A 25,276-nucleotide genomic window follows, 5' to 3' on the forward strand; every position below is an offset into this window, starting at 1 on the left:
CCTTATCAAAAGCGCTCACATTTGCAAAAAACACGAGTACAAATTATTTGCTCTTTATCATCTGAGATGTCTTGCGCGCCTTTCAGCAAGTTAATAAAAAAATCCCCCTCTCCACATGAAAGGGGGATACAATTCTTATCTAAATGGCTCTTTGCTTTCATATTTAAAACGGGCAATAAGTAAGCAGAAGTAACATAGTATCCCAAACAAACAAGAAATAAAGAATGAATGAGCCAGTGCGTAACCAAGTGCAAGCTGAGAATAAACAGACATCACACCTGAAAGGGCTTGAAGTGTAATCAGAATGGCTGAGATGATCCATCCATAATACAGCTGCTTCTGTTCTTTATAATGTTTTATAGCATGGAACATAGCGACAAATATCCAGATGAATAAAAGAAGTGCTGCTGCTCGGTGAGACATTTGAACCCACTGATTAAAATACGTTGGAAGCGCACCGTCTTTTGAACAAAACGGGAAGACAGAACAAGCAAGGCTTGACTTTGTATGTCTCACATAAGCGCCCGTATATACCACGATATACGTATACGTGATCAACCCATAAATATGGAACTGCATTTTTTTGCCGATATGAAGCGGCTTCACAAGCTTTGTTTCAGATCTGGTTGCTTCAAAGACAAGAAGTGCAAGCAGTAATACTGAAGCAAATGAAATGAGTGAAATACCGAAGTGCAGTGCCATCACAAGTGCGTTAGAACCAAATACGACGGCAAGAGCTCCTAACAGCGCTTGAAGCATTAAGAATATAATGGACATGATGACCAAAAATTTGGTTTCACGGAATACTGGACTAATTTTTTTCCAGCATAAGACCGCCAGTGCCAAAACAAGGATGGTGGAAACCCCTGTTGACATGCGGTGACTCCATTCGATGATGGAAGCGGGGTTCATTTCAGGAAAGAAACGACCGTGGCAAAGGGGCCACTGTCTACCGCAGCCAAGACCCGAACCGGTTTTCGTCACAAGCGCACCGCCAATCAGTACGATCAGCATCACAAACGTTGTGATCACGCTCAATAGCCTTAAAGCAAATTTCATCAAATTATTTCACCTTCTCTAAAAAACTTCTGATGTAAATGAAAACCTCACATGCTCTCAAGTTTAAGCCAAATGCGTGTTCTGTTGCAATTCATAATGACCAAAGTTCACAAAAAAATGACATGTTAGTTCACAAAGTTTACAGATTTAGAGTGCTTGATCTTTCTTTGACAGTCTGATAGAAATAGAGGAGAGAATATTTCATTTTGCACCGCCTTCTGAAACACACATATATCCTAATAAATTCACGAAAAGTTCACAAATAACTTCAAGTTTGTCGTTTATTATTTAATAGGATGTTTTTTTACAGCTGTTTATCTTGTATGATAGAGTTGTAATGATTTTACGTGTCATTCGTTCGTTTGAAGGTTTGGGCAAGGGAGGTTATACACATTGGCAAATTCCAAAACAGCCGCGGAAGCAGCTATTCATGGACAAATAGAAGAAACAACAGCGTGGAAAGATTTTCTTGCTCTGATTAAAATGGGCATCGTCAATTCCAATTTCATTACGACATTTACTGGAATGTGGCTTGCTTTTTATTTTACAGATATGAGTTTTCTTGGAAATCTTGATATTGTGCTGTTAACAATGATTGGTTCTTCTCTTATTATTGCCGGTTCATGCGCAATTAATAATGCGTTTGACCGTGATATTGATATATTAATGGAAAGAACAAAAACAAGACCGACGGTTACAGGTAAAATTCAGCCGGGGCAAGCGTATGCATTTGGCATTCTGCTTGTTGTATTAGGACTCATTATGCTTCTGATGACAACCATTACATCAGCAGTGATTGGATTTATTGGAGTCTTTACTTATGCGGTTCTTTACACCATGTGGTCTAAACGCCATTACACCATCAATACAGTCATCGGAAGTGTATCTGGCGCGGTTCCGCCATTAATCGGCTGGACAGCTGTCACAGGTACAATCGACACAACGGCTTGGGTTTTGTTTATGATTATGTTCATTTGGCAAATCCCGCACTTCCTGTCACTTGCGATTAAGAAAACGGAAGATTACCGTAAGGCGGGCATTCCAATGCTCCCAGTTGTTTATGGCTTTGAAGTCACAAAACGCCAGATCATCATTTGGACAGCATGTCTTCTCCCGCTTCCATTTTTCTTAGGTGGATTAGGATGGCCGATTGTCGCACTTGGTACATTGCTTAATATTGGATGGCTCATTATTGGCCTTATGGGCTTTAAAATGAAAGACATCATGAAGTGGTCAACGCTCATGTTCGTTTATTCATTAAACTACTTAACCATCTTCTTCGTAGCGATGATTATTATTACACTATTCTAGAGTGAAATACACTTTGATCACATCAAAACAATGGCTATATCTTATAACACAACATTTTCTAACAACTATGAAAGCCGCCTGATATTCAGTTCTATTTAGGCGGCTTTCTGTTTATACATAGATGGTATTTTGAGTAAAAACATCATTTTTTTATGAAAAGAGGAAATGTAAGTGCTTTTATAAGAGGCGGGGGTTATAGATGGGTGAGAAGTGATTTTATAAATAAGAGGTAAAAAGCGAAAGGCAAAGGAGATCAAGCAAAAGGGGTTGGGACAAATTATGATAAGAAAATGGCGTGTTTATTCACTGTTTCTCTTACTGACGCTCGTTTTGGCGGGCTGTGGTGAACCATACTTATCAACACTCAAGCCTGTTGGGGAAGTAGCAGATAAACAGTTTTTCCTAACGGTACTGAGTACACTCATTATGGTTCTTGTCGTCATTGTTGTATCGATCATTTTCTTTTACGTCATCATTAAATTCAAACGTTCTAAAGTGGGAGAAGATACGATTCCAAAGCAGGTGGAAGGGAACCGCAACCTGGAAATCACATGGACAGCGATTCCGATTCTTCTACTCATTATTCTCGTTGTACCTGTTGTGGCATACACGCTTGAATTAGGGGATACAAGCGCCATGGATAAGAAAAAACGAGATCCTGAAAAGACACTTGTTGTCAATGTAAGAGCCAGTTTATATTGGTGGGAATTTGAATACCCTGATTATGGGATTGTCACAAGTCAGGAATTGATCGTACCAACAGATCAAAAGGTGTACTTTAAGCTGAAAGCATCCGATGTCAAACACTCATTCTGGATTCCATCGGCTGGCGGTAAAATTGATACAAACACAGATAATGAGAACAAATTTTATTTAACCTTTGACTCGAAACGAACGAAAGATGCAGGGGAATATTTCTACGGGAAATGTGCGGAGCTGTGCGGGCCGTCACATGCTTTAATGGATTTTAAAGTTAAAACGCTTTCTCAAGATGAATTTTTAGGATGGACGAAAAAAATGGCTGATTACAAGAAGCCTGAATCCACAAATGATCTCGCTTTAGAGGGTGAAAAGCTATTTAAAGAGAAAAACTGCTTAAGCTGTCACGCGGTAGAGCCTGGTGACGAACGGCCGGAAGCAGCAAGGACAGCACCAAACCTTGCGACCTTCGGAGAGCGGACGAAAGTAGCTGGAATTAAAGACATGAACAAAGAAAATGTGAAAGCATGGCTGAAAGATCCAGAAAGCTTTAAACCAGGTAATAAGATGACAGGAACGTACCCAAAATTAAATGACTCAGAAGCAGATGCACTTTACGAGTATTTAAAAGGTCTTAAAATCGAGTAACAACTAGAGCAGATATTCAAGAGGGTATGTGATCGATGTGAAGTTATTGTTAAGAGCTCCCGAATATGTCTCTACAACCGAGAAGTCGTCATCTGTCAGACATAGTCTGCTTAAAGGATCGTGAAGAAAGACATCTATATGAAAAGGGGCAAATGGGAGATAAGAGGGGGATTTCATGGTGAGTACAATAGCTAAAAAGCGGGGGTTTGGCGCTGTCTTATGGGATTACTTGACAACGGTTGACCACAAAAAAATTGCCATATTATATTTAGTGGCAGGGGGATTTTTCTTTTTGGTTGGCGGTCTAGAAGCGATGTTTATCCGTATTCAGCTAGCCATCCCTGAAAATGATTTTGTCAGTGCAGGGGTTTACAATGAAATCATGACGATGCATGGAACGACAATGATTTTCCTTGCAGCTATGCCGCTGTTATTTGCATTAATGAATGCGGTTGTACCAATTCAAATTGGTGCACGTGACGTAGCATTTCCGTTTGTGAATTCACTTGGTTTTTGGTTGTTCTTTTTCGGAGGAATTTTCTTAAACCTTGGATGGTTTATGGGCGGAGCACCTGATGCAGGCTGGACTGCATACGCTTCGCTCACGCTGAATTCAGAAGGTCATGGAATGGATTTTTACATTTTAGGTTTACAGATTGCGGGTATTGGTACGCTGATAGCAGGGATTAACTTTCTTGCAACGATTATTAATATGAGAGCGCCTGGTATGACGTATATGAGAATGCCGCTCTTTACTTGGACGACATTTGTCGCCTCCGCACTTATTTTATTCGCATTCCCGCCGCTGACAGCAGGGCTTGCGATGCTGATGCTTGATAGAATGTTTGACACGAGCTTTTTCAATCCAGAGCTTGGAGGAAATACAATCATCTGGGAGCATTTGTTCTGGATTTTCGGACACCCGGAAGTATATATCTTGATCCTGCCGGCATTCGGGATCTTCTCTGAGATCATTCCGGTGTTTGCAAGAAAAAGATTGTTTGGTTACTCGTCCATGGTGTTCGCTACTGTATTGATTGGTTTCCTTGGATTCATGGTGTGGGCGCATCACATGTTCACCACGGGGCTTGGACCTATCGCCAATGCGATCTTTGCTGTAGCGACCATGGCAATTGCGGTGCCAACAGGAATTAAAGTATTCAACTGGCTGCTTACGATATGGGGCGGTAATGTGAAGTTTACAACGCCGATGCTTTATTCTGTTGCTTTTATTCCGTCGTTCTTACTTGGCGGGGTAACTGGGGTCATGCTTGCGGCAGCTGCAGCGGATTATCAGTTCCATGATACGTATTTTGTTGTGGCACATTTCCATTACGTCATTATCGGCGGGGTTGTATTCGGTATTCTAGCAGGTGTGCATTACTGGTGGCCGAAGATGTTTGGAAAAATACTGAATGAGAAACTTGGAAAAATTGGCTTTGTGCTGTTTTTCGTCGGTTTCCATTTAACTTTCTTTATCCAGCATTTTCTCGGTTTATGGGGCATGCCGCGCCGGGTCTTTACATTCCTGCCAGGTCAGGGTCTCGAGCTTGGGAACTTAGTCAGTACGATTGGGGCACTGTTTATGTTTGTAGCTGTTGTGATCATGCTGATTAACATCATCTGGACAACAGCAAAAGGAGAGCGTGTATCGAGCGATCCTTGGGGAGATGGAAGAACACTTGAATGGGCAGTGTCTTCGCCTCCGCCAGAATACAACTTTAAACAGCTTCCGCTTGTGAGAGGACTAGATCCATTATGGATAGAAAAAATGGATGGTAAAAAAGGAATGACAGCATCTGAACCGCTCGATGATATTCACATGCCGAATAACTCCATTTTGCCTGTCATTATCTCATTCGGTCTATTTGTGTCAGCGTTTGGTTTCATGTATCGTCAAGAGCACAGCTGGGGGCTTCCGGTGATCTTCATTGGTCTTGGTATTACGTTTGCGACCATGCTGGTTAGGTCTCTGAAAGATGATCATGGATACCATATTCACAAAGAAGATTTGACCGACGACGATGATAAAGGGGTGAAAGCATAATGGAACCACAAAAAATGACGGCGGAAACCTTTCCGGCTTCTCCTGAGAAGGCCACGTTAGAAGGGAAGAATAAGTTTGTCGGGTTCTGGCTGTTTCTTGGAGGAGAAACCGTTCTGTTTGCATCGCTTTTCGCCACTTATTTGGCGCTGAAAAACTCAAATGCAGGCGGAGCAAAAACAACTGATATGTTTGACCTCACACTTGTCTTTATTGCCACAATGCTTCTATTAACGAGCAGTTTAACGAGTGTGTATGCCATGTATCATATGAAAAATTTTGCCTTTAAAAAGATGCAGCTTTGGCTTGGTATCACAGTCCTTTTAGGTGCTGGATTTTTAGGCGTTGAGATTTATGAGTTTTATCACTATGTGCATGCGTATGAATTTACGATTACCAGCTCTGCTCTTGGTTCTTCATTCTATACACTTGTAGGAACTCACGGAGCTCACGTCGCCTTCGGACTTTGCTGGATTACCGCTCTCATGATTCGAAATATGAGACGCGGACTCGATTTATACAATGCGCCGAAATATTATGTGGCAAGTCTCTATTGGCACTTCATTGATGTTGTGTGGGTCTTCATCTTTACCGTTGTATATTTAATGGGAATGGTGGGATAAGAGTGGGAAATAAAAACACAAATCAGTCCAAAGTCGACCTTGTATATCGTAAAAAGAAAAATGCCGAAGAAATGAAGCATCAGCTCATTTCTTTCGGCTTGATGATTGGATTAACATTTGTTGCGTTTTTAACGATCGCCTCAGAAGATGTTGGAAATTGGTTCGCAGTCCCATTTATTTTACTGCTTGCAGTCATTCAGGTAGCTTTTCAGCTTTATTATTTTATGCACATGAACCAAAAAGGGCATGAAACACCCGCCTTGTTTCTATACTCAGGTGTGTTTGTTGCGTTTATTACCGTATTAGCCTTTTTGACCATTATATGGTGGTAAACCCGCTTTGCCCTTGAAGGAGGCGCGGCAATGGAGAACTTAGAAATTTTCGGATTTCGGGCTTTATGGAGCCCTTATTATTTGACTTGTATTGTGATAGCAGCTGCTCTTTATCTGCTTCTTGTGACAAAGGGAAAGCACCGTGCGACGGTGAAAGAGAAGACGTTGTTTCTGACGGGGCTTGTTTTGTTATATGCTGTGAAAGGGAGCCCAATTGATTTAATGGGGCATATTATGTTTAGTGCACATATGGCGCAAATGGCGGTGCTGTACTTAGTCATCCCGCCTCTCCTTATTACAGGATTGCCTCCAGCCATTTGGGAGCGGATCATTCAAACACCAGGTATTCAAGCTGTTTTCCGGTTGTTTTCCAAACCTTTAATTGCACTGCTTGGATTTAACGGCTTGTTTTCGCTGTATCACATTCCTCTTGTGTTTGATTTTGTGAAAACAGATCCGTTTTACCATGCATTGATGACGGTGGTTATTTTTATCGCTGCCTTTTTCATGTGGTGGCCGCTTGTCCATAAAGTTCAAAGTCATCCGCAGATCACAGGCATTTTGAAGCTTGGATATATCATGGCAGACGGGATATTGATGACACCGGCCTGTGCACTCATCATGTTTAGCGAAGCACCGATCTATGCAACCTACTCTGATGCCGGCGCATGGATACAAGCACTGCATTTATGTGTGCCAAGTGATATGCTTGCAGGCCTTGCTCTTACTGGCCCTGATATGTTCCACACCTTGCCGCTGCTAGAGGACCAGCAGCTAGGTGCGATTTTAATGAAAATTATTCAGGAGATTGTGTACGGCTCTATTCTTGCTGTTGTCTTCTTTGACTGGGCAAGAAAAGAAAGAGCGAAAGATGCCGTTCCAGATGCGCTTATTCCGAAATATGAATAAAAGAAGCACAGCCAGATGGGACTGACCCCATAAGATGAGACAAATAAAAAACACCTTCAAGTTTGAAAACGGATCGTTGTGATCCGAAATAAAACATGGAGGTGTTTTTCTATGGGGACAAGAGTGAGTTATCCGGTTGAAGTCAAACAGAAGGCTGTAGACATGAGATTGGCAGGCGTATCAATGAAAGAGATCATGCAAGAATTGAATATCAAAAATAAAACGCAGGTTCAGACATGGGTGAGGTGGCATAAGGCTGGGGATACACACCGGTTCGAACAGCCTGTTGGAAAACAATATACCTATGGAAAGGGTCCCGAGTACTCTTCCGAATTAGAGAGACTGCGGGCAGAAAATCGCTATCTGAGTCAACAGAATGAAGTTTTAAAAAAGTACAACGAATTGGAAAGGAAGTTGATAAGGAAACGTCAATCAAACTGGTAGAAGAATTGCGCAAAAAGATGACAGTACAGGACATCTGTGTCCATTTAGGCATCTCACGCGCTTCGTTCTATAGATGGAAAAAGAATCTGACTCAGAATCATTCTAAAAGACAACTAGAGAAACAAATCGGCACGTTGTGCCGAGAGCACAAGTATCGATATGGATACCGAAAAATTACAGCCATACTAAAAGTGGGAATGCGTATTAACCATAAAACTGTTCAACGTATCATGCAGAAAAACCAGTGGCAATGCCGGGTTAAAATGAAAAAGCGTAAGAAGAATGGGCAGCCCTATGCCGTGGCTGGTAATATACTCGATCGGAACTTTCAGTCTGATCGCCCTCTTGAAAAACTAGTAACAGACATCACGTATTTGCCTTATGGACAGAAACAATTGTACCTTTCCAGTATATTGGATTTATATAATGGAGAAGTGATTGCTTTTACGATTGGTGATAAGCAGGACACAGACTTTATCTTAAACACACTTGATCAGCTCCCAGCACTGCCTGAGAACTGCGTGTTACATAGCGACCAAGGTTCTGTGTATACATCTTACGAGTATCAGAAAGCTGTTCATATAAAAGGCATTACCATGAGCATGTCCCGTAAAGGGACGCCCGCTGATAATGCCTCCATCGAATCGTTTCATTCCTCACTAAAGTCTGAAACGTTCTATCTTAACAGCATTGATCGAACTACAACCACCATCGTAGAACACACTGTCAAAGAATATATTTATTATTATAACAACATTCGTATTCAAACGAAACTAAACTAAACAACCAATCACCGATAAACTATCGGCAATTGGCTGTATAAAGGTGTTTTGATCCCTGTCTCAATAACGGGGGTCAGTCCCAGATGGCTGTGCTTTCATCTTAGAAAAAGGGCTAAAATAAAGAATATTTTAGCCCTTTGTTTTATGCTTCAGCCGTCATGGCTGCTAGTTTTTCATTCAGACGCTCAAGCGTTTTTTTGCTTGATTGAATGAGAGACTTAGGGAATTCTTCGCCTTCGCCGTATTCAACGCCATGTGGATAATAGTGTTTTCCAAGTAATGGTGTTAGAAGCTGAATGTGTGCTTTTTTGGAACCGACATCTCCTTCAGTAGCGTAGCCGGAAATTCGTAAATAAAAGGTTCCCTCTACCATGCTGTACTTTCTGTCGTATGTCACACGCTCATAATCCCATTGATCGGCTCGTACAAATCCTTCACTTTCCATAATGAAATCTAATTTATTTAAGTCAGCTGATACTTTTTCAATCCCCGTACCTTCAAACTTCACCCTAAACCCCTCCTTATAAAATTTCCCTTTACTGACAATCATAGTATGAAAGCGTTAAACTTTCAACTGTGAAAGGTATGTTCTTTTATAAGCTGGTTACAGTAATAAAGAAAATAACGGATGGAGGAATCAACATGAAAACGAAAAAAATCAAAGATATTATGACAAAAAAAGTCGTGACATGTCAGCAAGATGACAATACGTATGAAGCAGCAGTCAAAATGAGAGATGCTGATATCGGTGCTATTCCAGTGGTTGACGGAGATCAGCTCGTTGGGATAGTAACAGACCGTGACCTTGTGCTTAGAGGCATTGCAGAAAAAAAGCCAAACTCACAGGAAGTGGGCTCACTGATGACAAAGGAAGTACTAACAGCTGAAGAAGATGCAACACTTGAAGAAATTGTCCGGCTCATGTCAGAGCATCAGCTCCGCCGCATTCCTGTTGTAAAAAACGGGGCATTAACAGGGATTGTCGCTCTAGGAGATTTATCAGTCGAAGATTTATCAAATGATCGCGCGGGAGAGGCACTGACAGAAATCTCTCAACAGGATCAAGATCATGGACAAGGATTTCTTCATTAAGAGGGGCATATTTTAAATTCGTGTTAAATAGGCTGTATTGTCGTTAAATGACAGTAGAAGGTACTTTTTGTACCTTGCCAATTTAACGGAGGTGTTTATTTGAAAACTGTGCTCAAAACACTCCTCATCCTCCTGATTATATCTGGAACGTACGTTCTGTTTATTCAATATGGATCTTCACCAGAAAAAGAAAACAGCGATGAACCGAAGGTGTCTAATGAAGAAACATCTAGCGATAAGCCGATCAACATCCCAAAAAAGGGGCTCATGTCCTTTATGGGGAAATCTTCAAACGAAGTGCTTAAACAGCTGGGAGAACCAGATCGAATTGATCCTTCCGCATATGATTATGACTGGTGGATTTACAACCAATCGAAGAAGCACTATATTCAAGTAGGGGTAAAGGATAGTAAAGTGGTGACCTTGTTTGCAACAGGAGACGGTCTGACTGTAGAACCGTTTAAAATCGGTCAAGCCACGAGTGAAGTCTTTAAGAAAACACAAATTGCACCTTACATTCATGTAGAGGATGAACAAAATTCATACCGCTTTGAATTCTCAGAAGATGATATGAATACAAGACCGACTGTGAAAGTGGGAGATGATGTGTATGTTCAGCTTTACATGGATAAGTTTGAAAGCACCCTTTCAAGTATCAGGGCCTTCAACGCAGATACATTTGTGAAACAAAAGCCGTATGAGGTGGTCTACCGAGGTCAATTGGTAGAACCTGAGGCAATATCAGGCGAAAAGTGGAAAGATATCGAAGCTTCCAGTCAAAAACAAATTTTTGATATGACCAATATTATCCGCCATAAGTACAACCTGCCGATCTTAAAGTGGGATGATGAAACCTCTGAAGTGGCATTCATGCACAGTGAGGACATGAAAGAGAATCATTATTTCTCCCATGAATCTAAAAAATACGGTACGCTGAAAGACCGGTTAGAAAGAGGCGAGGTGGGCTTTCAGCTCGCAGGTGAAAACATTGCCTATAACTATGTCGATGGACCTGCAGCGGTAGAGGGCTGGCTCAATAGTGAAGGTCACAGGAAGGCGTTATTAAATAAAGATTACACGCATCTTGGCGTAGGGGTGAAAGAAAAATATTACACCCAAAATTTCATCAAGAAAACTTCTTAAAACGAAAGCAGCTGCATGGTCGCAGCTGTTTTTTTGATGGTTAAAAAGAGGCTCACCAAAACAGATGCTGGTGTATATAGTATAGTAGGCATTTGTATGGGGGGTGAGGATATGACAAACAAGCAAAAACAAACATCCATTGATGAATTTAAACAATTCGTCAGACGCCATCCGAAGTTAATTCAAGAAGTGCATACGCAAGAAAAAAGCTGGCAGAGTGTATACGAGAATTGGGTCATGTTTGGTGAGGAAGATGAGATGTGGTCGCCTTACCGGCAATCGAAATCTGAAGATACGAAAGAAGAAAAAGCCTCTAAGCCAAGTGAAGCAGGAAAAGCAGATTTTATGTCTAAAATGGTTTCTGCTGTGAAAAAAATGGACGCTGATCAAATGAATGAACAGATTAACAAAATGAGCCAGTCTATTTCCTCTTTACAAAGCTTGCTCGGCCAATTTTCATCCAATGGTTCAAAGAAAGATTCATCTGGAGGCAGTCAGCACCCATTCTCCTTCAGGAAAGATTAAGTGAAAGGGGATGCTTCTGGTGCGAAAAGAAGTACAGGAATTTGTCATGGCCGAAGAGGAGCGAATCAAATTCATAAGGCAGCGTCCTATCTGGTACAGACAGCTGACGCGACATCCTGAAAATCTATCGTCTTTTGAATTAGATAAAATGAACTTTTACGAAAAAACCATTCCTCATCGTGTGAGTCAGTTGAGCAATAGCGTCCAAATGGCTGAAATGATGATTCAAATGTTCCAAGCAATGCGCAATCAAAATGGAGCCGGTTGAGGCTTTTTTTGAGTTGATTAAGATGTCTATTTCCTGAGCATCCTATAAAAGTAGATGAAAGGAGAATCAGATGATGAAATGGATGCTGTCAATAGGCGCATTGCTTTTTCTTGTCACCGGGTGTCAAAGTCAACATGGAGAAGAGCAAGTGATTAAGCAAGACCCAGCAGTACCAGTCATGCAGCAAGCCCAAAGCGAAATGAAGCAGCAAGGCTTTTTGAAATACAAAGTGCAAGGGTCGTCTGTCTATATAGAAAGTACACTTCAAGATTTTCATCTTCAGCCAGAGCGTCTGAAAAAGAACGAGAAGGCGGGATATTTTACAGTGTATGTAGACGGGAAACGTGCAGGGAATGAGTATACTGCGGCATTTGTGGTCAAGCATCTTTCAAAAGGAAAGCATAAAATGACTGTTGTGCTGAATTCCCGTCATCCAGAATATAAACAGAAAAGAGAAACATGGGATGTATTTGTCACGTAAAAGCATTTTCTGATCCATAGGTTTCGTGGTAAACTATGAATTGGAGGTGCAACATTTATGTATGCGACAATCGAATCTGTGGAGCTCCAAGAGGAAGCAAATCAATTGGCTGCCATGATTCTTCAGTCGGAGGAGGCTGAACATTACCGCAACTGCTTTAAGCGTCTCCAGCAAGACGAAGAAGCCCAACAAATTATTGCCCATTTTACAAAAGTAAAAGAGCAGTATGAGGATGTGCAGCGGTTCGGCAAATATCATCCGGACTATAGAACGATCTCAAAGGAAATGCGTGAGGTCAAAAGAAAGCTAGATCTTCACGATACAGTGGTTGATTTCAAAAAAGCAGAAACAGCGATTCAATCCATCTTAGATGAGATTAGTATTGAAATCGGTCAAGCTGTATCAGCATATATTAAAGTTCCAACAGGGAACCCATATTTTGATGGTCTATCATCATGCGGCGGTGGCTGTGGATCAGGTGGCAGCTGCGGCTGTAAAGTATCTTGACGAGACTTGAATGTCTCGTCTTTTACATAATGAATGAAAAGAATTGAAAAGCGGCAGGTGAAAAGATGGAAACCAAACGTCAAGGGATGGTCGTCTGGCTGCATTCGTTAAAGCAGTCAAAAGCGCTGAGAAAATTCGGGAATGTTCACTATATTTCAAGGAAAATGAAATATGCTGTGATCTATTGTGATATGGATGATCTTGAGCGCCATATGGCTAAGCTCAGCTCGTTACCATTTGTGAAACGTGTTGAGCCTTCATATAAACCTTTTATTAAATTAGAGTACGAATCCAAATTGGACAAAGCAAAAGAGTATGATTATAAGGTGGGCTTTTAAAGACACAAAAAAATCCCCGCGGCATCACCCGCGGGGTCCTTCTATTCTTAATGATTCATTAAGGAGAAGGCAAAGGGAGAGGAGAAACCGGAGGAAGAACTTATGGGGAAACGTAAGTCTTCTCCGCGGTTGGCAACAGCACCACATCAGATGCTGTTATAAGTAGTATGACCCCGGATTTCTTGATCTATACATAGAAAATGAATGAATATCAGTGCATTGTTCCTTGAGGAGTGATGTGGTAAGATAATGTTGAATTTTTTGTCATAAACAATGACGATTAGAAGCAAGTAGAAAAAGTGGTGGAAAAATGAGAGTCATCTCTGGAACGAGAAAAGGCCGCACACTTAAAGCGGTACCAGGTCAATCAACAAGACCGACGACAGATAAAGTAAAAGAATCAATATTTAATATGATCGGCCCGTATTTTGATGGCGGATGGGCTCTTGATTTATTTGCAGGAAGCGGTGGTTTAGGAATTGAAGCGCTTTCTAGGGGATTCGATCATTGCATATTCGTTGATCGAGATATAAAGGCGATTCAGACGATTAAAGGAAACCTGAATCAATTGTCGCTAATGGATCAAAGTGAAGTGTTTCGAAATGAAGCAAAGCGTGCACTTGCAGCTGTTGTGAAACGAGAGGAATCCTTTCAAGCCATTTTCCTTGATCCGCCCTATAAAGATCAACAGCTAAAAGCACTTCTTGAAATGATTGACGAGCACGCCTTGTTAACAGATGACGGCGTGATCGTGTGTGAGCATGATAAAGATGTGAAGCTGCCAGAAGAAGCAGGGCAGCTCCACATCACAAGACAGGAACTGTACGGATTGACTGGTATTACGATCTATAGAAAGCGGGGAAATTAGCATGGGGAACATAGCCGTTTGTCCGGGCAGCTTCGATCCAGTTACATTGGGGCATTTGGATATCATCAAAAGAGGTGCAAAGATTTTTGATGAAGTGTATGTATGTGTACTAAATAATTCATCTAAAAAACCGTTATTTACTGTTGAAGAACGGTGTGAGCTTATTCGCCAAGCAACGAAGGAGCTGCCAAATATCAAAGTTGAATCGTTTCACGGCCTGCTTGTTGATTATGCGAAGCAAAAAGAAGCCAAAGTCATTTTACGCGGACTAAGAGCTGTGACGGACTTTGAGTATGAGATGCAAGGCACCTCAATGAACAAAGTGTTAGACGATGAAATTGAAACGTTTTTTATGATGACCAACAATCAATATTCCTTCTTAAGCTCCAGCATTGTCAAAGAAGTAGCGAAATATCATGGGGCAGTCAACGATCTTGTACCAAAAGAGGTAGAAGCAGCACTGAAGGAAAAATTTAATGGATGAGTGCACCCGGCACTCATCCATTTTTTAATTTCCGATAGTACAGCGCGATATACACAATCAAACTGCAAAGTGTGATGAAGGGACCGGCTTTCACAAGCTGATTCCAAAGCACGCTGCTGAACATGACGACCTGCTGGCTTGCATCAAAGGCACCCGCTGGGAGAGCCATGTCTGATCGAGAGACATATAGAGGCTTGAATAATAAAAAGGCAAAAACAGCTGCATAAATCCCGTGAAGCAAACGGGCGAAGAAAAACGGTTTAAAGCGGATATCGGTTGCCGCCAAAATGCCGGCGACTTGCGCTTGAACAGAAAACCCGCTGAATCCTAAAATAAAGCTGACGACAATGGTTTTAGCGAGAAGGGTGACTTCCTGTGACCCCGTCATCTGGCTTCCTAATGTGATTTCAAATAAACCGGCAATCATGGCAAGGTCTAATTCTGGCGGAAGATGCATTGTTTGCAGCATATATCCGAGCCCGATGGATAAAAGGTCTGTCACATGGACAACTGACAGCATTTTGCTAAACACAGAAAATAAGATAATAAAGCCGCCAATCATAAAGAGTGTTTGGACTGATGACATGACTGCATCACTTAAAATTTGGCCGAGCGGTCTTTTCTCTGCGAGTCTTGCTGTATGAAGAGCATTGAATGCCTCTTTAAACGGCGGAAATAAAAGCTTCTTTCGGCTTCTTAGATGGGCATCATGCCGCGCTTTATATCCCCGCATCGTCACACCGACAGCGAGATTCCCTAAATAATGAGCGCTGGCCAATACAATGCCTAAAGCTGGATGATGAAAAAAACCAACAGCCACCGCACCGAAAATAAACAATGGATTCGATGAATTTGTAAAGGAAACGAGACGCTCTGCTTCGATCCGCGTCAGCTGCCTTTCCTGCCTCAGTCTTGTCGTTAATTTCGCACCAGAAGGAAACCCTGAAGCCATTCCCATAGCCAGTACAAATCCGCCTACACCCGGCACCCGGAAGATGGGGCGCATAAATGGCTCTAATAATACCCCGACAAATCTGACAATCCCAAAACTAATTAATAGCTCCGACAAAATAAAAAAAGGAAGCAATGATGGAAATACAACCTCCCACCACATTGCAAGTCCATTTTTCGATGCTTGCAAAGAGGCTTGTGGGTGTGTAATCACAGTAGCTGTTAAGAAAATAAAAAAAGCAGCGATGAACAGAGTGTTCCATTTTTTCATGGAGATTTCGCCCCTTGCCGTTATGATCTATTGGCGAGCTCGTGATTATAGAAAAAGAAACCAGCCGAGCCTGTCTTCTATTACTATACGAGCAGTAGGGGCATGTTTAGACCTATAGATTCGTATATATGCATAGAAAGAGGAGGGTGGATTTTCATGAAGCGACCGATCATCGGGCTTGCACTAGGCTCTGGGGGTGCGAGGGGAATGGCGCATATCGGGGTTTTGTCTAGTCTTGAGAAGCAAGGGATACAGGTAGATATGATTGCTGGAAGCAGCATTGGCGCACTTGTTGGGAGCTTTTATGCGGCAGGACAAGATGTAGAAAAAATGAAAAAACTTGCACTTGTCTTCAGAAGAAAGTATTATGCTGACTATACACTGCCAAAAATCGGTCTTTTAAAAGGAAATCGAATTTTGCAGCTGATTCACACGTTTACATATGGGAAAACATTCGAAGAATTAAGAATGCCCCTTGCGGTGGTTGCCTGTGACCTCGAAACAGGGGAAAAGGTTGTGTTTAAAGAAGGGTCTGTCTCACAAGCAGTCAGAGCAAGCATCAGCATTCCAGGCGTGTTTGTTCCCCACGAAATGGGCGGCAGACAGCTAGTGGATGGAGCGGTTGTTGACCGCATTCCTGTGTCTGTTTTAAAAGAAATGGGCGCAGACCTTATTATCGCCTCTGATGTATCTAGGGTGAAAAAAACAGAAAAGGCGACGAGATTATCGGATGTGATTATGCAAAGTTTGGACATCCTTCAAAATGAATTGGTCCGTCATCAAACCATTCATGCAGATCTCATGATTCGGCCGAGGCTTGAAACATTCAGCTCCAGTTCGTTCACACAGGTTCAGGAGATGATTGAAGCTGGTGAGCTCGCCGCAGACCAATTAACAGGTAAACTGAAAGATGTCATTGATAAATGGGAGTGTTAATCGAATGAAAAAATTGAATATTCGCTGGCTCAGCTTTTTTGTCATTGTTCTTGTCTTATTTGGCTTAACTTTTGTCAAACTGCCGTATTACGTGACAAAGCCGGGTGATGCAACAGAGATTGCCCCTCACATTCAAGTGGATGGTGGATACGGCGAGAAGGGCAGCTTCTCTCTTATGACGATAAAAGTAGGTCCAGCCAATCCGTATACGTATTTGCTTGCGAAAATGAATAAATATGACGAGATCGTCCCAGAAGAAAATATTAAAGCGGACGGAGAGTCGGATGAAGATTATATGAAAAGACAGCTTCAGCTGATGAAAAGCTCTCAAGAAAATGCCATGATTGCAGCGTATACAAAAGCAGGCAAAAAAGTAGATTATACGTTTAATGGGGTATATGCGAGCTACGTCATGAAAGGCATGCCTGCTTACGGCAAAATTGAAGTGGGCGACCGGATTAAAAGCGTTGATGGCAAGACGTATGATTCTGCTGATAAAATGGTGTCGTATATCAGCCGTCAAAAAGCTGGTACATCTGTCCGTTTTGTCCTTGAACGAAACGGCAAGGATATTACGCAGAAAGTGAAGTTGAAGCCTTTTAAAGAAGAGCCGAACCGAGTCGGAATTGGCGTATCTTTATTTACAGACCGAAATGTGAAAGTGTCGCCTTCTATTAAGGTGGATATTGAAAATATCGGCGGCCCGTCGGCAGGTTTAATGATGTCACTTGAAATTTATAACCAGCTGACAAAAGAAGACGAAACACATGGCTATGCGATTGCAGGGACTGGAACGATTGACGCTGATGGTACGGTCGGGCCAATTGGCGGAATAGATCAAAAGGTTGTTGCAGCAGATAAAGCAGGAAAAGATATCTTCTTTGCACCAAACGATAAAGGTGATCCAAATTCAGACTACAAAAATGCAGTGAAAACAGCGAAAGATATTAAAAGTAATATGAAAATCGTTCCTGTGGACACAATGCAGGACGCACTGAACTATTTAAACAAGTTAAAAGAGAAAGCATCTTAAGTGAAAAAAGAGCTGCCTTTATCAAAAGGCTGCTCTTTTTATCGAGATTGGAAGAGACCAGTCTCTTCATCATAGCGGATCGGTGAGGTTTTAAATTCTGCTTCTGTTAACTTTGTTTGCGTTGGTTCGCTGATGGGAAGGCTGAAGACGCGGGAAGCGCGAATGTCAAGATCAAGGGCAGGATGTGAAAAGGAAGACAGCTTGCTGACAAGCGGTACGTCCAATTCCTTTTTGACAAGAGATAAGTATTGCTGACCTTTCTTTGACATACCAAGTAAACGAATGTATGGCGCGTGTTTCTCCTTTAGCAGCTCATGCATAACAGTTTTCTTCACCCTCATTAAAAGGTGCGTATTCATCCGCTGCAGCCTTGTCCACGTATATCGTTTTGTTTTCACAAGTGATAGATATTCCTCGTAGGAGGACGCATGTGTGATTGCCTTTTGCATGCGGTGTTCGATACCTTCTTCAATTTCATAGATGCCTTCTAGTTCTGCTGTATCCATTGTGTGAAACACATGTTTTAAGAAGCTGAAATAGTCTTCTTGCGTATGTAAAAGACCATAAGAAGAATAATAGTCATGTAATTGCTTAAGCGAAGCTTCCGGGAGATAAGAGGCGACAGTTTCAAATGACCCGTTCTCTTTTAAGGCTTTTCGGATGCTTGTCGCGCTTGCGATTTTCTGATGTTTAGGAAGCTCTTGATCATGATAACCGGATGCAATTCTTTGAGAGGTAAAGGGCTCTATGTGAGGAGATCTCTCTAAGATGGCTTTGACATAGTGGAAGCCTAAAATGTTATTGGGCTTAGACAGATCCAGTAAGTGTTTAGGATCAATGATCTTTTGAAACGCAGCGGCAGAGGCTGCCGGATAACTAAGCCCTTCTTTGACCTTTGCTTTTGTGAAAAGATCAATTTCTTCTTTTTTCTCATGCCAAGCGTGAGCTGTTCGCTCAAATGCTTTAATGTCCCCGTCCTCGCTTCCGAAAAAAAGGGAGCGGCATTTTAAAGCGTCTAAAATAGACACAGCGCCATTTGCAAAGGTTTCTGCCTTTTGCACTGCATAGATGTATGGAAGCTCACATACGATGTCTACACCGTTTTGCAATGCCATTTTTGTACGTGCCCATTTGGAGACGATGGCAGGTTCTCCGCGCTGGAGGAAAGATCCGCTCATGACGGCAATGGCTACATCTGAGGAGGTATGTGTTTTCGCCTGGCGAACATGATAGGCATGCCCATAATGAAATGGATTGTACTCGACAACGACTCCTGTTGCTTTCAATAGATGTTCCGCCTTTCTTGCTATGGTTAAATGGTCTATGCTACAGTAGCATAAGGGAAAAATGAAGCCCATTTTTTTCAGTGTAGGCATTCCGTGAACTGATGTCAAACAACGCTCTGACATCACAAAGGACTGTAAAGAAAAAATATTGACAAATAGCATGATGAAAGCTATAATCATGTTTGTTGCTCTTAGAGGTGATACAATTGAAATGGACAGTTTATCAGTTACATCAAAAAGCTAAAAACAGCTTCGATTTTCATGAGACGGTTGACTTAAATGAACTTACTAGCCTTCATTCAGATATACGTCGCATTTCACCAGTAGAGGTGAAAGGGACTGGAGTGATCGAATCAAAGCAAGTCGCATTTGATTTAACCATCACAGGTGAAATGACATTGCCTTGTTCAAGAACGCTTGTTGATGTAAATTATCCATTTGCGATTTCAACGAAAGAACTATTTGTACTTCATAAGACAGACGATATAGAAGATGAAGACGTATCTGTTGTAGAAGACGATATCATCGACTTAACGCCTATAGTCAAGGAAGAAATTCTTCTTGAAGTGCCGATGCAAATCTTTTGCGACCAAACAGACGTAAAAGGTGCTGCACCACAGGAAGGGAATGACTGGGCGGTCATTTCGGAAGATGCACATCAAAACCGAATTGATCCGCGTCTGGAAGGCTTGAAGAAGCTCTTAGAAGAAAATAATGAATCTTAACTCTTTAAGGAGGTGGGAATAATGGCTGTACCTTTTAGAAGAACTTCTAAAATGAAAAAAAGATTGCGTCGTACGCATTTCAAACTACAAGTACCTGGTATGGTAGCTTGCCCAGAATGCGGTGAAATGAAAATTTCTCATCGTGTCTGCAAATCTTGCGGAACATACAAAGGCAAAGACGTAAAAAGCAACTAATGCTTGATAAAAAAGCGTAAGGGAATCTTCCCTTGCGTTTTTTTATTTGTCTATTTTTTAGGTTTCTCTCCTGCAAATAGTCTATCTACTCTAGTAAGCGCATATGATGTGGTATTCAGATTCAGGGGGGATGATCAATTGACGATTACAAGGCAGGACGCATGGACGCAAGATGAAGATTTACTTTTAGCAGAAGTCGTCTTAAGACACATTCGAGATGGAGGAACGCAGCTTTCCGCATTTGAAGAAGTCGGAAAAGCGTTGTCAAGAACGGCTGCAGCATGTGGATTCAGGTGGAATTCATACGTCAGAAAACAATATCAGGCAGGCATTGAGCTGGCGAAAAAACAGCGGAAAGAACTGCGTAAAAAGATTGGGATTCATTCCTCGGGTTTACCACAAAATACGTTAACGATAGAAGAAAAGGCAACTTCAGATCAGGCTGAATTGACCTTGCGAGAAGTGATTCAGTTCTTAGAGCAGCTTGAAAAAGAACCTGCTGGCTCTGCTGATTTACGCGAAGAACTAGCGGACACGCAGCATCAACTGAAGTCGCTCACGGAAGAAAATGAACACTTGAAGCGGCAATTAAAAATGACAGAAGAAGATTACCGGGCACTCATTGGGATTGTTGAAAGAGTCAAACAGAATATCAACTTAAAAGAATATGCTAAATAAGAAAACGCCCCTCACAGAGTAGACTGACATAGCAGATTGAGACACAAATAAAACACCCTTATTAGGTTGCCATGCTACCAAATGTTTTTGGTGCGTGGTAGCCTAATTTTTTTTGGATACGCTCTTCATTATAATACTTGATGTAACGGTCGATTCGTTGCCTGACATCTTTTTCTGATATAGAGTTGAACTTTGTAAACATAAATTCCTCTGATTTTAAGCTGGAATGGAATGATTCAATCACTGCGTTATCCCAACAGTTACCTCGTCTAGACATACTGCTTGTGAGGTTCCTTACCCCCAGCTCCTTTTGATATGCATACGAACTGTATACACTTCCTTGATCTGAATGCACAAGTACACCTTTAGGCGAATTCCTTTTCTCTAAAGCTGCTCTCAATGTGTCCAATATGAGTGATGTCTGTTGGTGATCATCTAGGGTGTAGGCAACAACTTCGTTGTTGTACAAATCCATAATGGTCGAAAGGTAGAGCGTTCTTGGTCCATACTGAATATAAGTAATATCTGTTACCCATTTTAAATTCGGGTGTATTGCGGTGAAGTTTCGATTTAATATATTTGGGGCAATGATGACAGATTCCCCTTTTGATTTCCATTTCCTTTTACGCTTCACACGACATTGAAGATGGTATTTTTGCATGATGCGCTGTATAGTATTTCGGTTTCGTTTGATATCATATTGACGCTGAAGTAGCTTTCGGATCTTACGATGGCCGTACCGGAACGACGTTTCGGTACATAAGGAAATAACAGCCTTCTCCACTTGTGATTTTTTACGTATTCCTTCGGATACCCAACGATAATAGGTCGATCTGGCGACCTGCAAAATACTTAAGACAGACTTTACTGTATATTTCTTCCGTAATCTCTCGATCAAATACAAGGTTACTCCCTTTTCAACTCCTCTACGATCTCCAAATACTTTTTTAGAATTTCATTCTCCATCTTAAGGTGTTCAACCTGCCTATTCACTTTTTCCTCTTTGGATACATTGTCAGGTCCATGCCCGAAGCTATATTGTTTTCCAATTGGCTGATCGAATCGATGTAACTGATTTCCTCGATACCACTTCATCCATGTTTTAATCTGAGATACATTCTTTATATGATATTTATCCATAATTTGTTGATTGGTAAACTGCCCGCTTAATTTATCTTTCACAACCGCCCATTTTATTTCAGCTGAATATTTGTTTTTTTTCATAAAAAATACCCTCCAAATTAGCACTTAGTTTAAGTGTATCACTTGAAGGGTGTTTTTTTATGTCCCATTTGACTAGGTTAGTCTAGAGAAAGGAGGGGCGTTTTGCCATCAGTATTAAGCAGATTCACCTGTATTCTTTTGAATATGGGCAGGTTCCCAGATGAGTGGATTTTCACCTTTATCGCGTTCCATATCATATTTGACCGCTTCAAAGCCCATTTTATCCCAAAAGCCGGCAGATTTGACGCGAGGATTGGTCCGGATTGGCAATCCGAAAGATTTGGCAAAATCAACAAGTGCCTCGCCGTACCCTTTACGCTGATACCCAGGAAGCACTTCCAGCTTCCATAGCTCTAAATAATCATGATTGTGGTCAAAATACGTTGTCGTCGAGCCGTCCACTTGATAAAGGCTCATACGTGCGACCAGCTTATCTCCAAAATAAATCCCGTAAAATGGAGAGTTGCTGTCATTTTCAATCATATTACTTTCAAGGTCTTCAAGCATGGATAGTTCTTGTATACCATATTCTTTAAATTGTTTAAATTCCTCTAAAGTTTTGTAATTGATTAGAAGTCGTTTTACTTGTGTCATATGATCTTCCCCCTTACACACATAATGTCGACAGTGATGTCAATGAAGGCGTTTTCATCCCATCCGCCTCAAAAAGTTTTTACACTTATTATTATAGTTTTTAAATTAAAAAAATTCAATCGCGGCGCGCTAGCTGCTTTTTGCATCGCGGCTTGAAACTGTTAAAATGGTTGATATGATGAAGTAAACAGAAAAAGGGAAGTGCTGCAGTTGAACATTGGAATCATTGGCGGCGGTGCGATTGGTCTGCTTTGTGCCAGTTATTTATCACAGCATCATGACATCACTGTTTTGACAAGAAGAAAAGAACAAGCAGAGGAGATTCGAACATCAGGAATTAAGCGAACGGTAAAAGGAGAGACATTCCAGGCGTCTGCGGAGGCAAGGGCAGGGATTACAGGAGGATTTGATCTGCTGATTGTGACAGTGAAATATCATCATCTGCAAGAGGTGCTTGATGAACTATCGACATTACCTCGTCAGCGAATCTTATTTTTACAAAATGGCATGGCCCACTTATTAGATTTAGAAAACTGGGACACGTCGCATTCAATATATATAGGTGTCGTAGAGCACGGGGCCATGAAGGTATCAGACCATGCAGTGAACCATACAGGGATCGGTGTCATCAAGTGGGGGGCTTTTCACCCTGAGGATACAGCTGATGTGAGAAAGGCTTTAAATGAAACGCCGGTCCATTTTCAGATGATTTATACGGATGAATGGAAAAAAGTGCTGGAGGAAAAACTGCTGGTCAATGTCTGCATTAACCCGCTCACGGCTTTATTGCGTGTGAAAAATGGAGAATTGATCGCAAATCCTGCATATGAATACATGATGAAATGTGCATTTGAAGAAGCATTGTCCATTCTAGGGCTGGCTGAAGAAGAGCGTCTCTGGTCACACGTCGTTTCAATTTGTAAAAAAACGGCCGCCAATCAATCGTCAATGCTTCAAGATATCGTCAAAGGCCGTGAAACCGAAAGAAAAGCCATCGTTGGCTATCTTTTAAAAAAGGCTCAAGCTCAAGAGATTCTGGCGCCACATCTTACTTTCTTTAATCGAAGCTTGGAAGTATTGGAAAAAAAGCAAACAAAATCTTTTGAGTGAGTTCATTTACATGCTATACTTTTTTCGGGAAACTAACTATTTATTGAAGAAAGGAAGTTCTAAACATGCAATTGACTGAACTTTCCATCCGAAGTCAGAATTTATTCATACGTGATTATATAGAAGAAAAAAAAGAGATGACTGCTTTTTTTGATTATGATATATATTCTGAAGACACATGGAAAAAAAGATACGACGATCTCATGGAAATGAGCTTCCCGCGCGAGGCTTTAGCGGATTATATGAGCGCATACCACGCAAAGTTTGAATCGGCAGCGATGCGTCAGAACATTGAAAAGATCCGTGACAAGCGGAGTGTCATGGTGGTTGGAGGACAGCAGGCCGGCCTACTTTCAGGACCGCTTTATACCATACATAAAATCATATCCATTATTCAGTTCGCAAAAGAAAAAGAATCAGCGCTTGGCGTTCCTGTGATTCCAGTCTTTTGGGTAGCAGGTGAGGATCATGACGTAGATGAAATTAATTTTGTCTACACATCCGGCGAAAAAGGTCCAGTCAAGCAAAAGCTGCCATTACATAACGTCAAAAAAACTGCGGCCAAAAGAACACCTCTGCATCAAGAAAAAACAGAAAAATGGCTCCGCGATGTGTTTTCAACGTATGAAGAATCTGCGTATACTAATGACTTGCTTGATCAGCTTCTTCGATGTTTACGCAAATCACAAACGTTTACGGATTTCTTTGAATGGATTGTATGCGACCTTTTTGAAGAAGATGGACTGCTTCTATTTAATTCAGGAGACTTAGGCGTCAAACCACTTGAGCGTACGTTATTCAAGCACATTGTCGAGACAAATGATGCAGTCACAGCTCGTTTGAATGAAACGCAGGCTGCCATGAAACGAGCGGGATATCAGCCGATCATTGAAGCTGGTGACACTCAGGCGAATCTGTTTTACGAATATGATGAAGAGCGTTTCCTTATTGAAAAAGAAAACGGCCAGTTTTCTATATCAGAAGTGGGGCTTACGTGGACAAAAGAAGAGCTTTTGCAGGAAATTGAGGAGCACCCAGAACGGTTCAGCAACAATGTGGTGACGCGTCCCTTAATGCAGGAAACCCTTCTTCCAACACTTGCTTTTATGGCAGGACACGGTGAAGTCAACTATTGGGGAGAACTGAAAGGAATCTTTGAGCATTTTGAATTAAAGATGGCACCCGTTCTTCCAAGACTGCACGTGACCATTCTTGAAAGGCACATCGATAAGAAGCTGCCGGTCAGAGAACTTTCTCTAGAAGAAGTGCTCACAAACGGAGTAAAAGAAAAGAAAGAGGCTCACTTTGAGCAAAGCCTTCCAGACAGCTTTGTTCAAGCCGTTGATCATGCGAAATGTGAATTAGCGAATGTTCATGGTGTATTGAGGCAAGAAGCACTGAAGGTTGAACCAAACTTCGAGCAGCTGCTAGATAAAAATGCCAAATTTATCGAAGACCAGCTTCAATTTGTTTATCAAAAGGTGGCGCAGCGTGTGGAAGAGAAGGAAGGATATATCCTTCGAGATTTTGAACGGATTGAAAACAGCTTAAAACCATTAGATGCCCCGCAAGAAAGAATTTGGAACATCATGTACTTTTTAAACAAATATGGACCAGAATTCTTCAAAACGTTCAAAAATCTGCCATTTTCATTTCAAAACAAGCAGCAAATTGTCAAACTTTGAAATAAAGTTTTAATGAACCCTGACTAGTTCA

28 protein-coding genes and 1 pseudogene are annotated in these 25,276 nt (G+C 41.5%); 23 read left to right on the top strand and 6 right to left on the bottom strand.

The features are described 5' to 3' along the window. Positions 1-135: 135 nt before the first annotated feature. Positions 136-1,059 (bottom strand): COX15/CtaA family protein, encoded by a 924-nt coding sequence (locus tag M1D81_RS07420; protein WP_456265159.1) that lies wholly within the window; start codon positions 1,057-1,059, stop codon positions 136-138. 393 nt (positions 1,060-1,452) lie between these two features. Between M1D81_RS07420 and cyoE the strand changes: the two genes are divergently transcribed. From cyoE to M1D81_RS07455, 7 genes and pseudogenes are all read left to right on the top strand, one after another. Further along, entirely contained in the window at positions 1,453-2,370 is a 918-nt protein-coding gene (cyoE, locus tag M1D81_RS07425; RefSeq protein WP_456265158.1) for a heme o synthase, read from the top strand. Between the two features lie 279 nt (positions 2,371-2,649). Continuing rightward, positions 2,650-3,717, top strand: a complete 1,068-nt coding sequence (gene coxB / locus M1D81_RS07430; protein ID WP_456265157.1) for a cytochrome c oxidase subunit II — start codon at positions 2,650-2,652, stop codon at positions 3,715-3,717. Between the two features lie 175 nt (positions 3,718-3,892). Continuing rightward, entirely contained in the window at positions 3,893-5,764 is a 1,872-nt protein-coding gene (gene ctaD, locus M1D81_RS07435; RefSeq protein WP_034621096.1) for a cytochrome c oxidase subunit I, read from the top strand. Continuing rightward, a complete protein-coding gene (gene ctaE, locus M1D81_RS07440) occupies positions 5,764-6,384 on the top strand; it encodes a cytochrome c oxidase subunit III (RefSeq protein WP_024424780.1) in 621 nt (206 codons plus the stop codon). Before ctaD ends, ctaE begins: the two co-directional genes overlap by 1 nt. A gap of 2 nt (positions 6,385-6,386) precedes the next feature. After that, a complete protein-coding gene (gene ctaF / locus M1D81_RS07445) occupies positions 6,387-6,716 on the top strand; it encodes a cytochrome c oxidase subunit IVB (RefSeq protein ID WP_003211520.1) in 330 nt (109 codons plus the stop codon). Between the two features lie 30 nt (positions 6,717-6,746). Beyond that, entirely contained in the window at positions 6,747-7,625 is an 879-nt protein-coding gene (ctaG, locus tag M1D81_RS07450; RefSeq protein ID WP_456265156.1) for a cytochrome c oxidase assembly factor CtaG, read from the top strand. Positions 7,626-7,736: 111 nt separating this feature from the next. Then, positions 7,737-8,892, top strand: a pseudogene (locus tag M1D81_RS07455) (IS3 family transposase). 101 nt (positions 8,893-8,993) lie between these two features. Here M1D81_RS07455 and M1D81_RS07460 read toward each other — a convergent pair. Next, positions 8,994-9,359 (bottom strand): YugN family protein, encoded by a 366-nt coding sequence (locus M1D81_RS07460; protein ID WP_456265155.1) that lies wholly within the window; start codon positions 9,357-9,359, stop codon positions 8,994-8,996. 134 nt (positions 9,360-9,493) lie between these two features. Here M1D81_RS07460 and M1D81_RS07465 point away from each other — a divergent pair, with 134 nt between their 5' ends. The 9 genes from M1D81_RS07465 to coaD all read left to right on the top strand — a co-directional run bounded on the left by M1D81_RS07465 (position 9,494) and on the right by coaD (position 14,557). Continuing rightward, positions 9,494-9,943, top strand: coding sequence for a CBS domain-containing protein (locus M1D81_RS07465; protein ID WP_024426912.1), 450 nt, complete (start codon positions 9,494-9,496; stop codon positions 9,941-9,943). 99 nt (positions 9,944-10,042) lie between these two features. Continuing rightward, a complete protein-coding gene (locus M1D81_RS07470; RefSeq protein WP_456265154.1) occupies positions 10,043-11,086 on the top strand; it encodes a CAP domain-containing protein in 1,044 nt (347 codons plus the stop codon). Positions 11,087-11,197: 111 nt separating this feature from the next. Next, complete coding sequence (locus M1D81_RS07475; protein WP_456265153.1) at positions 11,198-11,611, top strand: YlbD family protein; 414 nt, start codon at positions 11,198-11,200, stop codon at positions 11,609-11,611. A gap of 19 nt (positions 11,612-11,630) precedes the next feature. Then, positions 11,631-11,879, top strand: coding sequence for a YlbE-like family protein (locus M1D81_RS07480; RefSeq protein WP_456265152.1), 249 nt, complete (start codon positions 11,631-11,633; stop codon positions 11,877-11,879). 73 nt (positions 11,880-11,952) lie between these two features. Further along, the gene (locus M1D81_RS07485) at positions 11,953-12,360 is read left to right on the top strand and encodes a hypothetical protein (RefSeq protein ID WP_024426915.1); all 408 of its coding nucleotides are present in this window, start codon (positions 11,953-11,955) and stop codon (positions 12,358-12,360) included. A 57-nt stretch (positions 12,361-12,417) separates the two neighbouring features. Then, positions 12,418-12,867 carry a YlbF family regulator gene (locus M1D81_RS07490; protein ID WP_007499807.1) on the top strand — a complete coding sequence of 150 codons (450 nt, stop codon included), beginning with the start codon at positions 12,418-12,420 and terminating at the stop codon, positions 12,865-12,867. A gap of 65 nt (positions 12,868-12,932) precedes the next feature. Then, positions 12,933-13,205 (top strand): YlbG family protein, encoded by a 273-nt coding sequence (locus M1D81_RS07495; RefSeq protein ID WP_024424276.1) that lies wholly within the window; start codon positions 12,933-12,935, stop codon positions 13,203-13,205. A 310-nt stretch (positions 13,206-13,515) separates the two neighbouring features. After that, entirely contained in the window at positions 13,516-14,073 is a 558-nt protein-coding gene (rsmD, locus tag M1D81_RS07500) for a 16S rRNA (guanine(966)-N(2))-methyltransferase RsmD (protein ID WP_024426916.1), read from the top strand. A 1-nt stretch (position 14,074) separates the two neighbouring features. Further along, entirely contained in the window at positions 14,075-14,557 is a 483-nt protein-coding gene (gene coaD, locus M1D81_RS07505) for a pantetheine-phosphate adenylyltransferase (protein ID WP_024424274.1), read from the top strand. Positions 14,558-14,570: 13 nt separating this feature from the next. On the opposite strand, the gene ylbJ is transcribed toward coaD, so the two are convergent. Beyond that, positions 14,571-15,779, bottom strand: a complete 1,209-nt coding sequence (gene ylbJ, locus M1D81_RS07510) for a sporulation integral membrane protein YlbJ (protein ID WP_456265151.1) — start codon at positions 15,777-15,779, stop codon at positions 14,571-14,573. Positions 15,780-15,935: 156 nt separating this feature from the next. Between ylbJ and M1D81_RS07515 the strand changes: the two genes are divergently transcribed. Both M1D81_RS07515 and M1D81_RS07520 read left to right on the top strand, forming a co-directional pair. After that, on the top strand, positions 15,936-16,715 hold the full coding sequence (locus M1D81_RS07515) for a patatin-like phospholipase family protein (RefSeq protein ID WP_041084940.1): 780 nt from the start codon (positions 15,936-15,938) through the stop codon (positions 16,713-16,715). Between the two features lie 4 nt (positions 16,716-16,719). After that, positions 16,720-17,748, top strand: a complete 1,029-nt coding sequence (locus M1D81_RS07520) for a SepM family pheromone-processing serine protease (RefSeq protein ID WP_133743855.1) — start codon at positions 16,720-16,722, stop codon at positions 17,746-17,748. A gap of 38 nt (positions 17,749-17,786) precedes the next feature. On the opposite strand, the gene M1D81_RS07525 is transcribed toward M1D81_RS07520, so the two are convergent. Beyond that, a complete protein-coding gene (locus tag M1D81_RS07525) occupies positions 17,787-19,034 on the bottom strand; it encodes a nucleotidyltransferase (RefSeq protein ID WP_456265150.1) in 1,248 nt (415 codons plus the stop codon). A gap of 206 nt (positions 19,035-19,240) precedes the next feature. Here M1D81_RS07525 and M1D81_RS07530 point away from each other — a divergent pair, with 206 nt between their 5' ends. The 3 genes from M1D81_RS07530 to gerR all read left to right on the top strand — a co-directional run bounded on the left by M1D81_RS07530 (position 19,241) and on the right by gerR (position 20,632). After that, a complete protein-coding gene (locus M1D81_RS07530) occupies positions 19,241-19,759 on the top strand; it encodes a YceD family protein (RefSeq protein WP_019743276.1) in 519 nt (172 codons plus the stop codon). Between the two features lie 21 nt (positions 19,760-19,780). Continuing rightward, positions 19,781-19,954 (top strand): 50S ribosomal protein L32, encoded by a 174-nt coding sequence (gene rpmF, locus M1D81_RS07535; protein ID WP_008354700.1) that lies wholly within the window; start codon positions 19,781-19,783, stop codon positions 19,952-19,954. 138 nt (positions 19,955-20,092) lie between these two features. Next, entirely contained in the window at positions 20,093-20,632 is a 540-nt protein-coding gene (gene gerR / locus M1D81_RS07540; protein ID WP_024424269.1) for a sporulation-specific transcriptional regulator GerR, read from the top strand. A 61-nt stretch (positions 20,633-20,693) separates the two neighbouring features. On the opposite strand, the gene M1D81_RS07545 is transcribed toward gerR, so the two are convergent. Then, positions 20,694-21,856, bottom strand: a protein-coding gene (locus M1D81_RS07545) for an IS3 family transposase (protein ID WP_456265149.1) whose coding sequence is annotated in 2 segments (ribosomal slippage) — positions 20,694-21,580 and positions 21,580-21,856 — 1,164 coding nt in all. Because the reading frame shifts where the segments join, the coding sequence is not laid out codon by codon here. 114 nt (positions 21,857-21,970) lie between these two features. Then, a complete protein-coding gene (locus M1D81_RS07550) occupies positions 21,971-22,450 on the bottom strand; it encodes an N-acetyltransferase (RefSeq protein WP_007499784.1) in 480 nt (159 codons plus the stop codon). Positions 22,451-22,660: 210 nt separating this feature from the next. Here M1D81_RS07550 and M1D81_RS07555 point away from each other — a divergent pair, with 210 nt between their 5' ends. Both M1D81_RS07555 and bshC read left to right on the top strand, forming a co-directional pair. Next, complete coding sequence (locus M1D81_RS07555) at positions 22,661-23,560, top strand: 2-dehydropantoate 2-reductase (RefSeq protein WP_456265148.1); 900 nt, start codon at positions 22,661-22,663, stop codon at positions 23,558-23,560. Positions 23,561-23,625: 65 nt separating this feature from the next. Next, positions 23,626-25,245 (top strand): bacillithiol biosynthesis cysteine-adding enzyme BshC, encoded by a 1,620-nt coding sequence (gene bshC / locus M1D81_RS07560; RefSeq protein WP_456265147.1) that lies wholly within the window; start codon positions 23,626-23,628, stop codon positions 25,243-25,245. The last annotated feature ends 31 nt before the right edge of the window (positions 25,246-25,276 follow it).

The organism is Bacillus sp. JZ105, assembly GCF_053903125.1.